This is a genomic window from Flavobacterium ginsenosidimutans, assembly GCF_003254625.1.
Lineage (GTDB): Bacteria > Bacteroidota > Bacteroidia > Flavobacteriales > Flavobacteriaceae > Flavobacterium > Flavobacterium ginsenosidimutans.
Genome location: NZ_QJRJ01000068.1, coordinates 1 through 14,392, shown reverse-complemented (window position 1 = coordinate 14,392; position 14,392 = coordinate 1). Strand labels below are relative to the sequence as shown.

Genomic DNA, 14,392 nt, shown 5'->3' with positions numbered 1-14,392 from the left:
TAATTGATGTTATAATTTTTAATATCGCATTAAAACCTATCCTTAAATTGCATAAAAACAACAAACAAGAAGATATGTCTGAATTGTCAAACTCACACTTAAATTTTACTATCTCGTTTGCGTAAAGTCCTGTAATTATTGAAAAAAAGACTTGATTTATAATTGATTTATCAAATTCGAAAATGAGCATTAGAAAATAGATTATCACCTTTTGTCATCTTTTTGTGACGTTTAAAAAGTTGTCAGAAAAAATTGCGCTAATTTGACTTGTAACTATTAAAAAGTTTAAATTTGAAGCTAATTATACCGTCATGGATTTCAAAAAGTTTCTCGAAATCGAGTCTAAAGAGGCTTGGAAAAAATATATTCCGACACTTTCTATTGATAGTGTGATCTTTAGTTTTCATCAAAATTCTCTTCATGTTTTACTTTTAAAAATGAAAGACATGGAATCTTGGGGACTGCCTGGCGGATATGTAAAAAAGACTGAAAATGTTGATGAAGCTGCGGTTCGCATCTTAAAAGACAGGACTGGAACTGAAAATATTTATCTGCATCAGTTTCATACTTTTGGAGACCGCAATCGTTCTGAAGATGCTTTTGCTGACTATGATGATGACATTTGGTACAAACAGCGTTTTATCTCAATTGGATATTATGCTTTGGCTGAATATTCGCAGGTAAATTTGGTTATTGATGAATTTTCTAGTGCTGTTGAATGGCATTTAATAGAAAATCTTCCCGAGTTTATGATGGATCACAGAAGTATTTATGATAAAGCCTTGCTAACACTTCGTGAACAATTAAACAATCATCCGATTGGCTATAATCTTCTTCCTGAGAAATTTACAATGCCAGAACTTCAAAAACTATATGAAGGTATTTTAGGAAAAAAATTAAATAGAGGAAATTTTTACCGCAAAATTCTTCGCTATGATATTCTCACGAAATTAGATGAATCACGAAAAGGCGGCGCGCATAAAGCACCAGATTTGTATAGTTTTGATTTGGAGAAATATAACAGTGCTCTAAAAGAAGGATTAAAAGGCGGATGGTAAATAATTGATTGAATACCAAACTAAGACTTCTTAAAAATAGCTAATAAGCTAAAAGTTTTTTGCTATTGCACGTTTTATACGATTCCTTCATAGCATGCATTGTAGATTTATTCTGTTACTTTAAATCGTTCAATACATTCCTAATAACTTCATCTTACTAAAATACCATTTCCATTCTGGCTACAAGAATCTGACTTTTGGAAACATTTACTCTTCATGTTGTGCCGATCTTTGCCTAAATAAAAAAAGTATTAAAATGAAAATATTTGTAACTGGAGCTTCGGGCTTCATTGGCTCTGCGGTAGTAAGAGAATTAATCAGTGCTGGACATCAAGTAATTGGTCTGGCGCGTTCAGAAAAATCTGCACAGATCATAAGAGATTTAGGCGCAGAAGCATTAATAGGAGATCTTGAAGATTTGGAAATATTAAAACATGGAGCTCTGCAGGCTGATGCTATCATCCATGCTGCTTTTTTTCATGATTTTACACAATTTGCAAAAGCCGCAGAAATGGACAAAGAGGCTATTAACGCAATGGGTGAAGCATTACTTGGTACAGACAAACCGTTGGTAGTAACAGCAGGCACTTTGGGGTTACCGCTCATCAATGGAATCATTACGGAAGAAAGCAGATCATCGGGTATTCCTCGTTCTTCTGAAACTACTGCTCTCGCACTGGCAGAAAAAGGTATTAATGCTTCTGTAATCCGTCTTGCACCTTCGGTTCATGACAAAGGCGACAAGGGCTTTGTTCCGTTTATTATTGCACAGGCGCGCAAAAATGGCATTTCAGCTTATCCTGAAAATGGCTCAAACCGCTGGACTGCAGTACACCGTTTAGATGCGGCAAAAGCTTTCCGTCTTGCAGCAGAAAAAGGTATAAAAGGCGCACTGTATAATGTTGTGGGCGAATACAGCATCGAAATAAAAAGTATTGCAACCTTAATCAGCGAACAGTTAAATCTGCCGTCTGCTTCTCTCTCGGGCGATGATCTTGCTTCGCATTTTGAATGGATGAGCCGTTTTATTTCTTTTGACAGTCCAGCAGAAAACTTAAAAACGCAGGAACTTCTAAACTGGAAACCTGAACATATTGGATTACTGGACGATATGAAACAAAACTATTTCTAAAGAGACAGGAACAGTAAAAACATCACTAAATTTGCATTTATGGAACAGAGGCAGACACAGAGAATCAAAACAATCAGCGAATTTCACAAGCTTCGCGGTCTGCCTAAACCCGAGCATCCGCTTATTAGCGTAGTGGATTACAGCAGTATTAAACAGGCTGTTGACATTGGCGAAATAAACTGGATTCTTGATTTCTACATGATTTCACTTAAAAAGGGAATGATTGGAAAAATGCATTATGGACAGCAAGAATTTGATTTTGACGAAGGAGTTATGGCGTTTATGGAACCAAATCAGGTTTTCAGAATCCAGCCAGCTCATGACCCAGCCGAAAAACGTTCTGGTTGGATGCTATTAATACATCCCGATTTTCTGTGGAATACATCACTTGTCAAAACTATTAAACGATATGATTTTTTCGATTACTCAGTAAACGAAGCGCTATTTCTTTCCGAAAAAGAACAGAGAACAATCAGCGGTATTATTGAGAACATTATACAGGAATACCATACTAATATTGACCGGTTCAGCAAACAGATTATCATTTCGCAGATAGAAAGCCTGCTAAGCTATTCAGACCGATTTTACAACCGTCAGTTTCTCACAAGGGAAAAAGCCAATCATCAAATTCTGGAACGGCTGGAAGATTTGCTTGATGACTATTTTGAACACCGAATTTCTCAACACGGATTACCTTCTGTCCAATTTCTAGCAGAAGAACTAAATGTTTCTAAAAAATATTTGAGCACTCTACTAAAAGTGCTTACAGGGCTGAACACGCAGCAGCATATACACGCCAAGCTAATAGCTGTAGCTAAAGAAAAATTATCTACAACAAATTTATCGGTAAGTGAAATTGCTTATGAAATGGGATTTGAACATCCCCAATCCTTCAGTAAATTGTTTAAAATTAAAACAGATCTTTCGCCTTTGGAGTTTCGCGCTGGTTTTAACTGAGATTTTTATTTCTCAAAGCCAACACTAAATATTGGGTATCTACATTTAGTATAAAAAAGAAATAACTTAGAGTTTAACTACTTACGCTAAACGATCAACAATTAAGTTTAATGTCCCAAAACAATATATTAGTCTAAAAAGTTAAACAAAAAAGACCGTCTCCAAGCGTTGAGACGGCCTTTTGTTATTTATTCAATTTGAGATGATTCGATTTTATTTCAATAATGAAAGTATTTTATTGAACACTTCATTATTTTCGTAAACTCCTTGAAAATCTTGCGAATGAGGTCCATAAGAAAAGATAGGAACCATCGTTGCAGTATGATCGTTTGTTATAAAGTCTCCTTCGATTTTATGTTTTTTTACATTTCCTTGCGGAATAGCAAATCCAGAAGTTTCATGATCTGCCGTAATAATTACTAAAGTTCCTTTATTATTATCTGCAAAAATTAATGCTTGAGTTATCGCTGTATCGAAATCAATGGTTTCAGATACAATTCCGCTAGCATTATTAACATGCCCAAAACTATCAATCTGTGCTCCTTCAATCATTAAGAAAAAAGGCTTTTTCTTTTTGTTTAAAAAATCAAGGCTATATTTTGTAGCATCTGCCAGTAATTCTCCTCTTCCTTCCATAACCGATGGAACTCTTCCGTTAGCAATAAAAACACCAACTGTATCGTTTATTACTGTTTCTAATTCTTTAACAGAATTCAATAATTTAAATTTAGAACTCAAAGAAGTATTATTAAAAGTAGAAGCTCCTCCTCCAATAAACAAGTTCAATTTACTTTTTAATAAATCTTTAGCAATTTGCTCTGTATTAGATCTCTCTTCTGTGTGTGCGTAAAAAGCTGCTGGAGTTGCGCCAGTAATTTCATCAGTTGTAATAACACCTGTACTGTATTTTCTTTTTTGCAAAACTTCCATAATATTTGCAATTGGTTTTCTTAAACTATCTGTTCCAATTGCTCTATTATTTGTTTTTTGGCCTGTTGCCAATGCAGTTCCAGCAGCCGCTGAATCTGTTGTGAAATCATCTGCAGATTGTGTTTTTATAAAACCAATACTTTTCAATTGTGTAACAGATAATACTCCATTATTAGCCAAAACAGCCGATGATATTTGTGACAAACCATTTCCATCTCCAATTAAAAGGATTACGTTTTTAACTGGCTCTTCTTTTTTATCTGTTTTATAAGTAGGTTTATAAACTTTTGAAGAATTAGTTACTGTAACCAATCTTTTAGGAAGCGTTTGAATATATTGAACACAATTGTATGGAGAATCAGTGTTGATGATATCTACTCCTAATTCTAAAAATGCTTTCCATGCACTTTTTGAATCTGGTGCGCCCCAAAAACGGAATGGTTTATTCGTTTCTTTAGCTTTAGCAATAACTGAGCTTATGCGGTTATAATCGTCATGAGTTAGTCTTCCTAATCCGTTCCAAACAGAATACTTTTTAAAATCTGCACTAACCATGGCAACTTTTGACCAGTTTTCTTTTGAAATTGATTTTCCTAATTCTTGAAAATCAAAGTAGATAAAATTTGGATACTTTACATACGTTTCTGCATCAGGTCTGTTTCCTGATACAATTATTTTAATATCCTTATTAGTAATAATTGATTCATATTTGCTTAAAACAGAAACTAATTTGTTCAAAGTAGGTTCAGCATCTGTTTTAATGTCTATTAGTAGAGTTAATTTATTCTCTTTTTTGAAATTCATTTTTAAAGCAGATTCTAAAGGCTTTAAATACAAATCCTCTAAAGTTCTAGAAGAGGTAATTCCCTTCTCATCATGTGATACATATAAATTGTTGTCCTTTAGAAAAATATCAGCTTCGATAGATGATGCCCCATTTGCATAAGCATTCCAAAAAGGAACGGTTTGGTTATAATCATTATGCGAATGTATTTTAACTTGCTCCTGAGAATATAGTCGATTTCCTGCTCCAAAAAGAGAAAGAAATAAACTTATGAATAAAAATGATGTTTTCATTTTGAAATAAATTAATGAATATTGGGTAAAAAAATGCGGTAGGTTTGAGGGGCAAAAAAGGTGATTTATTATAAAAAGAATTCGTTTCCCTGAAGGGCAATCAGATTAAAACTTAAAATTTTTATAAACGAATTTGGGATTTTTGAAGAAAAAAATTAAAAACAGGGGGTTTTATAAGCTTTAAAATCTCCCTGTTTTAACAACTAAGCGAAAGGAGACTGCCTTAAGCAATAGGCAGCCTTCCTATAAAACACAAAACAACTACTTAATATCCTTTATTTTGAACTAAATATCCTGGTGTGTTAGACGCTCCATCAATTGCTACTTGAGGAATTGGGAACAGTCTTTTGTTTACATCTGTATCTGATTTTTCAGTCCATTTATCTTCGAAGTGACTGAAACGAATTTGAGTGTTTCTTCTTAAACCTTCCCAGTAAAATTCGAATCCATATTCTCTGTATAAAATATTCAAGTTGATAGATGCAAGCGCAGCAGGAATTGGAGCTCGTGCCGTTCTTGAAGTTCTTACTGTATTCATATCAGCAAGTGCACCAGCGTTATCTCCTTTTCTCAACTTAGCTTCAGCACGCATCATGAAAATTTCAGCATATCTCAATAAAACCATGTCTACACTACTGTAGTAATTTCCGTCAGGTGAAGTATGGCTAAATTGGTATTTAGAAACTCTATATCCAGAAGCGTGTGTACTTCCTTCGTTTGTAAAATCAACTTTCAAAGTAAGGTTAACATAACCCACATTTTTGTCTGGTCCGTTTCCTTTAATTTGTTTAACTGGGTAAATTCTGTATCCAGTATCACATTTATAAAATGCTCCATTAGCATCTTTTCTAGCAGCCCACGGAATACCTCTCAAAATTCCTCTATCAATTTCAAACTCTTCTGCTTTTACACAGTAGTAGTGATTCTCATCATTTAAAGGAGAAAGTCCAGTAAGATCTTTTAAGTTATCTGGCACTTTTGCATTGTTTTTATAAAATCTTGAATCAGCATCAGCAGGATCTACAGATCCGTAAGCGTCAACCCAAGTTTGATAGAAATCTGAAGTAATAGCTGGTCCGTCAGTTCCGTCAGCATTAATAGATTCAGGTCTTGGAAACATTGATCCTGGAATAGACCAATAAGCCCAACGGTTGTTTTCGTCTTTTAAAACTCCACGCTGATCAATTGCAAAAATCAACTCTTTGTTAGAGTTATTATCATCATCAAATAAGTCAAAATATTCAGGAGATAAAGTAAATTTTCCTGAGTTTATAATGTTATCTGTGTACTTAATAACTTTATCCATATCAGCTGATGTGAAATTTGGTGTTCCGTAAGGATCACGGTAAACAGCAGCATTTAGATTCAATCTTGCAAGAAGTCCCCAAACAGCAGATTGAGTCATTCTACCTGGTCCTTTATCTGTGTTAATTACATCAGCAACAGACAATAATTCATTCTCAATGTATGTAACAGCGTCTTGTCCTCTTAGGATTTCTGAAGTTGCAGCCGATGATTCTTTTTTGAATACAAGTCCCCAGCTGTCTAAAGTCATCATATTTAAATATGCTCTTAAAGCTTTCATTTCATAAAGCGCTCCTTGTGCTTCAGTATTTCCATCTTCTGCAAGCGGAGTTAAAACTTCAATAGCAGATAATGTTCTTGAAATATTTTTAGTAAGCTCATTCCAAGTACTTGTAACCAAGTCATTTGTAGGTGTAGTAGTATGTGCGTGAACTGCTAAATATTTACCTCCATCGTACCAGTCTGTTCCTCCTCTGTAAGGTAAAATTCCTTCATCACTCGCAATTAACTGTAAACCAAAATTGTTAGTATGGATCCAAGTTGCTTTTAACTGACCGTAAGCTGGAGCAATTGCACCACTTATCGCGTCTGCCTGTCCTCCTCCATTCAAGGATTCGTCCAGGACTTTTTCTTCTAAATCTGTACAGCTCCAAGTAAATAATAAACCAATTGCAAGAGCTGCTACTATTATTTTATTTTTCATGTTATGTTTTTTTTGTTAGAATGCTACGTTTAAGCCAAATACAATCGTTCTGCTTCTTGGGTAACTGAAATAATCAATTCCGAAAGATTGAATATCACCAACAGATGTTCCTGTATTAATTTCAGGATCATAACCGCTGTATTTTGTAATTACAAATAAGTTTTGTCCTGTAACTGAAAGACGAATATTATCCATCACATCACCAAGTCCAACTAATTTTGGGCTTAAATTATATCCTAGAGTAGCATTGTTTAATCTTAAGAAACTACCATCTTCTAAATATCTTGTAGAAACTGTATTCGAGTTAGTCGATGATTCATTTAAATATTGAGTAGCTCTATCAGTAGTATTAAAAGAGTTTGCTAAACTTCCTCTGTTGAATGAAGTCATTGCAACGTGGTTGTAGATTTTGTTTCCACCAGCACCATTGAAATTAAATCCTAAATCTAAATTCTTGTATTTAAAGTTTAAATAGAAAGCATAGATGTAATCTGGTAAAGCGCTTCCTGCAACGATACGGTCATCATCAAGAATTTGTCCATCTCCATTTGTATCAGCAAATTGGTTTAAACCATCAGGACCAATTCCTATAAAATCAAGCATGTAGAAAGAACCAATAGGCTGTCCGTTAAGTACACCGTTGATAGTAGCTCCAGATTGTCCTCCTCCTTGTGCACCACCTGTAGTTAAAATTTTATATGGAGAATTTTCTACTTTATTGTTTGTGAAAGAAATATTTCCACCAATGTTATATGAGAAATCTTTGCTTTTATCACTGCTGTAATCTAAAGCCACCTCAATACCATTGTTTTTGATCTGCATATTAGGAATATTTGTCCAATATTTTGATGTTGGCTGAATTGGATCTGTAGGCGCAACTTCTAATAAAATATTTTCTGAAACTTTGTTAAAGTAATCAACAGTACCTGATAATCTATTATTGAATAAACTAAAATCTAATCCAATATTTGCTTGTGTTGAAACTTCCCATTGAATATTTGGGTTAGCCAAACGTGTATAGATTGAACCATAAGGATATCCGCTCAAATCTGTAGCAGAAGGATCTAATGGGTAAGTATCGTTTCCTGTGTTACTTTCAGTATAACTTGCTTTTGTAATTTTTGAAGGAATCTCTTGAGAACCAGTTTGTCCCCAGCTTGCTCTTAATTTAAGATTATTAAGTGTTTCTGATTCCTTTAAAAAATCTTCTTTTGTAATATTCCAACCTAATGCTACAGATGGGAAATATCCGTATCTATTGTTTTTACCAAATTTAGAAGAACCGTCAGCACGCATTGCTGCTGTTACTAAATATTTGTTGTCGAAAGCATAATTTAATCTTCCAAAGAAAGACTGAAGTTCATTTTCTACTGCAGAAGAAGATTGCGTTGTACGCTCACTTGCTGTTTCGATCTGATTTTTTGGTTCTACACCATTATCAGGGAATCCAGATAAATTATAGCTTTTTTGATTTACTTGAATTTTTTGGTAAGATTGACCAGCTAGAACCGTAAAACTATGTGCTTTTACATTAAAATTATACGTTAAAGTATTCTCGTATAAAGTATTGTTGTTTGTAGTAATGATATTATTCAAAGAACCCAAAGTTGTATTTGTTGCCGATGAATAAGGTAATACCTGAATATCTCTTTCAGACATAGAATAATCTACACCAAGATTAAACTTATAAGTTAATCCTTTGATAAATTCATAAGATGGTGCGATATTCGCTAAAATACGATTGTTGTTCGTAATATCTGAGTAAATGTTTTGACTGATCAATGGATTCAAAACATCGTTGCTCAAATTGGTATTTGGTTGCCCATTAACGTACACAGCATCAGTTGGGTTCATTGTCAGCATATTTCCAACTACCGTTCTAGCGTCTGGTCTAGAGTTTTCTAATTTTGTTCCAGTCAAATTGAAAGCCACATTAAATTTATCATTTAATGCTTTTTGAGTTAAATTCAAACGTCCAGAATAACGCTTTAAATCACTATTTTTTAGAACTCCTTCTTGATCATCCATACCAACAGATGCAGAATAAGTAGATTTTTCTGTTCCTCCACTCATCGATAAATTAACGTTTTGAGAAACTCCAGTTCTTGTTAATTCATCTTGCCAATCTGTATTTGCTCCTCCATCTTGTAAATTTCCATTTACCGACGCAACTGCTTTTCTAAATTCGTCAGCACTAAAAACATCAACTTTGTTCGCTAATGAAGAAAAACCAGTTGACATAGAAAGATTGATTTGACTTCTTCCTTTTGAACCTTTTTTAGTTGTAATTACCACAACTCCATTTGCAGCTCTAGAACCGTAAATTGCAGAAGCAGATGCATCTTTAAGTACATCAATACTTTCAATGTCTTGTGGGTTGATAAAGTTTAAAGGATTTGAAGCAACACCAGTATTACTGTTATCTAAAGCAAATCCATCTACTACATAAAGAGGTGTTGTTCCAGAACGTAAACTTCCAACTCCACGAATAATAATATCTTGAGTAGCTCCAGGCTCACCGCTAGAAGCGACAACATTAACCCCGGCAACTTTACCTTGAATCAATTGTCCTGCATTGGCCACTACTCCTTTGTTAAAACTTTCACTTTTTACAGAAGAAATTGCTCCAGTTACATCAGATCTCTTTTGAGAACCGTAACCAACAACTACTACTTCATTCAAAGTACTAACTTCTTCTGCTAGAGAAACAGTTAATTTTTGAGTACCTGAGAAAGAAACCTCTTTAGTTTTAAATCCTACATAAGAAAAAACTAAAATACCGTCATTTTGTTGAGATTTAATTTTAAAATTCCCATCAAAATCAGTTGTTACTGCGCCTTTAGGTTCTCCTTTAATATAAACAGAAACTCCTGGTACAGGCACTTTTTCAACATCAGAAACCACGACTCCTGATACATTTATCTGCCCATAGGAGTACGACATACATCCAAAGGCAAGAAGTAATAATGCATAATTTTTTTTCATTTAAAATACTTTTTTTGTTTTGCCAAAAGTATCTTAACGACACCTCCAAAGAGAGGATTTTTGTTATTCAAAAGAGGACTTTTAATTCAAATTAGGATAGAATTAACAGCAAAAAAGGTGAATTTTGCACATTAACATTGACCTAACTTTGCGCAAATACAGGGCTAACAAAAATTCTAAACCGAGTACTCTTTAAACTCTTTAAATTCTTTAGGAGTTTTCCCAAAATACTTTTTAAAAGAACGTCCAAAGTATTTTGGATCATTATAACCGCATTCAAAACTTATTTCAGATATGTTCAATCTCTTTGTTTTTAATAAAACTTCTGCCTTTTGTAATCGAAGTGACATTAAAATATCTGAAGGAGATTGATTTAAAGTTTCCTTGAATACGCGATAGCATTTTACTCTAGAAATTCCCAATTCTTCTACAAGCACTTCTACATTAAATGACGGATTATGCAATTGTCCTTTTATTATTTCTAAGGCTCTTCTTAAAAGTCTGTCATTGGCAGTAACGTGTTCGTTATCTCCTGTGAGAATTTCAAAAATTTTCTCCTGAATTTTATGCTCTCGAAGAGGTTCTGTACTTTGATTAATCAAACTGTCAATTTTTTTTCTGACGAATGATGCACTGGCAGGAAGCTGAATGTGGGTTTCGATGCCAATTTCTAATAATTGTTCGTTCAGTTCGTAATTAATGTCTTCTGAGATATAAATCATCGGAATTTTAATATTCGAACTTTCTTTATTCAATTTTAAAAAATCAATTAGCTTTTTAGAGAATTCTGTTTGATATAAAACCAAAGCTGAAATATCAATTTGTTTCATTATTGAATTCAGATTGAAAATAGAATTTTCAAAAATCAAATTGAAATTTTCACTTTCCAAAACCTGACTCGCAGCTTGATTGTTATAAGAATCTCCAAAAACTAGAAGACATTTTTTATCATCAGAAAATTGATCTGTCGAATTAAAATTTTTCCAAGAAATAGTTTCCTTAAAATTAACATCCGGATCAATAACTTCTATTGGAATTTGCAAAGTGATTTCAAAATCTTCTTCTTCAGATGAAATTAATTCTCCTTCCAAATCTTGCAGTAAAACCTGTAAGGCTTTAAAATATGGACTGTAATGTGAAATATTATACCAGTTCTCTTTTAGAATTACACTATCTGAAAATGCTTTAATCTCTACAAAATTATTTTTGTGAGTAATTGAAATATTTAAAGTACTGTCTCTGTCTGAATATTTACTTAAATCATTAAAAAAATATTGCATAGAAAGTTTTAAACGCAAAACATCTACTGAAGCAAAACAATTCGAATTATCTATTTCGCAATTAAAATTGACTTCATTTAGCTGCAAGTCTTTCTTTAATTTTTCGACATTGTTCTTAAAAACAGGAAACAAACCTACAGGCGATTTTTTTATTGGGCCAAGATCTTTTACATGTTCTAAATAATTCCATTCCGAGATTAGTTTCACCAATTTCCCCGATTGTACTATTAAATCCCGATGCGTTTCTGTATCTTTTTTAAATGCGCTCGATATTTTGATAATTTTTGATATTGGTTCCTGGAATTCTGCCAGCATAAAAGTTTTAAACTTTTCTATTTCAAAATTTTCTTTTTTTAAATTGCTGTGAAGAATAAGAAGTTTTTCTTTCTGTTCTAAAATCTTTCTATTTTTTTCATCCAATTCTTCATTTACCTGCTCCATTTCTTTTTTCTGGTTTTCAATCACAGCTGTTCTAGCGGCAACAAGTTCTTCGAGATACTTTTGCTGAGCAAGAGCCGCTTTGTTTTTGACGTAAACCACAATAATAGACATAAGCAGTATAAACCCTGACAAGAGCATATAAAACATTATCGATTCGTAAAATGCTTTTCCTATATGAAGTGAAAAAAATACCGGTTCCGGTTTTCCTTTTCGTCCTTGCTTAATCACAAAATTGTAATCGCCAGAAGAAAGATTAGAATATTCTATTTTATTGTTGGCAGGTAAAAGAATCCAATTTTCATCTTTCCCTTCCATTTTATAATAGATCTCATATTTGCTGTTTCTTGGGAAAATTATTGGTATAACTTCAATATCTAATGCATTATTACTAAAACTTTTTTCAATTGAAGCCATCGAATTTTCAACGCCATCGATTTTCAATTTAATTTTTGCTTTCGAATTATTGGTATGAATCGTACTTGGATTAAAATAATTAAGTCCTTCTACTCCTCCAAAAAACAAATTTCCTTTAGAATCTTGATAATATGCTCCTTCAGAAAATTCAGTTGCCTGCCATCCGTGATCTGGATTATAAGCCGTAACAGTAAACTTTTTTTTATCAATAGAAGCAATTCCCTTTGTTGTACTAATCCAAACCTTATCGCCGGTATCAATAAGTCCATAAACCATGTGACTTGGCAACCCTTCTAATTCAGTAATGTTTTTTACTATTCCTGTTTTTTTATTAAAAATGCTCACGCCTCCCAAAGAAGCAATCCAATAATTATCAGATTCATTGTCTACAAAAACAGAATAAATACTATTTCCTAAAATTCCTTCTTTTGTAGTAATTCTTTTTAAAGAATGAGTAGATAAATTAAACACAATAACACCATTATTCTCAGTAGAAATAATAAGATTTTGATTCTCTTTTTTAACGTTTCTGATATGATACTTACTTAATGACTCCTGTCCTTTAAAATTTTCAAACTTTCCAGTTATCAGATTAAATTTGGCCAAACCTCCCCAGCATCCCATCCAAAGCTGTTTATTTTGATCCTCAATTATAGAATAGCATCTATTGATAGAAACTTCTTCTATATTGGAAGTTTCATAGCTAATAACTTTATTGTCTGAAATACGGAGAATTCCTTTATAAGTTCCCGCCCAAATACTTCCATCGCTCGAAGTAAATAAGCTTCGAATTCGTTCCCAGTCTGGATTAGAACTTGCTTTATCTATTTTAAATTTCTCAAAAAAATGATTTCTGTCGTTATAACAGTAAAGCCCTCGTGTATAATAACCCAGCCAGATTTTTCCTTTAGTATCTTTGGTAATTGCCCTAATTGTTTCGTCTGGAAGATTCGGTTGTTTTAAAGGATGCGGTACAATTGAGTTTATTTTCTCTGAACCAGTAAATGCCATACTCAAACCTCCGTCTTTCTGACCCAACCAAATATTCCCAAAGTCGTCATTGTGGAGTGTTTCTATTTCGTTATTTTTAAAAGAATATGGCGCATATAAATCTGCTGTAAGATGTTCTATTTTATTTTCGTTTGTAATAATAAACAATCCGTTTTCGCGAGTAGCAAACCATATATTTCCCAATTTATCTTTTAGAACATCATTAATAATAAGTTTAGGATACTTTTGAAGTAAAATCCTTTTTAGATTACTGATATCCGTTTTCTTTACATTATTTGGGGCTATTTCAACAAAATATTTGTTTTTGTATTCGTAATATGCGGTATTTGTTTCTATTACAATATTTCCTTTTTGAGATAAATAAAGGTTTTTTGGAGTAGTTTTAAACTTAAATTCTTCAAATTCATTATTTCCAAGATAGCTGTTTACATTACCTTCTTTTGTCATGACCCAGATTTTCCCAGATATATCTTTTTTAAGTTTAGTAATATAATTACTGGAAATTGTTTTTGGGTTATTAAAATCGTTTTTAAAAACCTTAAAATTATACCCATCAAAATAATTTAGACCGTCCCAAGTAGCGATCCATAAGCCTCCATCTCTATCGCTTTCTATATCCACTACAGAATTGTTAGATAATCCTTGATTCGTTGTAAAATTTTCAAATTTTATCTGTTGCGCGAATGAATTTACTGTCAAAAGTAAAAACATTATAAATATTCTGTTCATTGTATGTTATTTAACACGCAAGTATACTATCCTGAGTTTATTCAAACATAAATTTTACGTTAACTAAAAAAACAATAATCAAAGTGGGTTATCAATAATGATAGACATCGTCGAGCTACAAATAAGATGTAAATTTTACAAGTCAGAATCTTACAAAAATATTTTTTGCAAGACTGCAAAATAATCCAGTTTTAATATAACATTTTAAAAAAGTAGCTAAACAAATAGAGAATAGAAAAGAAGTATAGATTTTATTCTTTAAATGATATTTTAGAGATTCAAGTATGATTGGAATAGTCCAAATTTCAGCAGACTATTAAAACCAAAAAATCCCCATCAAATACATGATGAGGATTCTTAAAAGAAAGGC

At 32.8% G+C, this 14,392-nt stretch carries 7 protein-coding genes; 3 read left to right on the top strand and 4 right to left on the bottom strand.

Annotation, left to right across the window (positions count from 1 at the left end):
• The first annotated feature begins 311 nt into the window (after positions 1–311).
• From DM444_RS03670 to DM444_RS03660, 3 genes are all read left to right on the top strand, one after another.
• The gene (locus tag DM444_RS03670; RefSeq protein WP_111284094.1) at positions 312–1,058 is read left to right on the top strand and encodes an NUDIX hydrolase; all 747 of its coding nucleotides are present in this window, start codon (positions 312–314) and stop codon (positions 1,056–1,058) included.
• A gap of 256 nt (positions 1,059–1,314) precedes the next feature.
• Complete coding sequence (locus DM444_RS03665; RefSeq protein WP_111284092.1) at positions 1,315–2,190, top strand: SDR family oxidoreductase; 876 nt, start codon at positions 1,315–1,317, stop codon at positions 2,188–2,190.
• Between the two features lie 39 nt (positions 2,191–2,229).
• Positions 2,230–3,147 (top strand): helix-turn-helix domain-containing protein, encoded by a 918-nt coding sequence (locus DM444_RS03660; protein ID WP_111284090.1) that lies wholly within the window; start codon positions 2,230–2,232, stop codon positions 3,145–3,147.
• Between the two features lie 213 nt (positions 3,148–3,360).
• On the opposite strand, the gene DM444_RS03655 is transcribed toward DM444_RS03660, so the two are convergent.
• The 4 genes from DM444_RS03655 to DM444_RS03640 all read right to left on the bottom strand — a co-directional run bounded on the left by DM444_RS03655 (position 3,361) and on the right by DM444_RS03640 (position 14,022).
• Complete coding sequence (locus DM444_RS03655) at positions 3,361–5,154, bottom strand: alkaline phosphatase (protein ID WP_111284088.1); 1,794 nt, start codon at positions 5,152–5,154, stop codon at positions 3,361–3,363.
• Positions 5,155–5,419: 265 nt separating this feature from the next.
• Positions 5,420–7,162, bottom strand: coding sequence for a RagB/SusD family nutrient uptake outer membrane protein (locus DM444_RS03650; protein WP_111284086.1), 1,743 nt, complete (start codon positions 7,160–7,162; stop codon positions 5,420–5,422).
• 15 nt (positions 7,163–7,177) lie between these two features.
• Entirely contained in the window at positions 7,178–10,147 is a 2,970-nt protein-coding gene (locus tag DM444_RS03645) for a SusC/RagA family TonB-linked outer membrane protein (RefSeq protein ID WP_111284084.1), read from the bottom strand.
• 176 nt (positions 10,148–10,323) lie between these two features.
• Positions 10,324–14,022 carry a two-component regulator propeller domain-containing protein gene (locus tag DM444_RS03640; protein ID WP_111284082.1) on the bottom strand — a complete coding sequence of 1,233 codons (3,699 nt, stop codon included), beginning with the start codon at positions 14,020–14,022 and terminating at the stop codon, positions 10,324–10,326.
• Positions 14,023–14,392 lie beyond the last annotated feature (370 nt).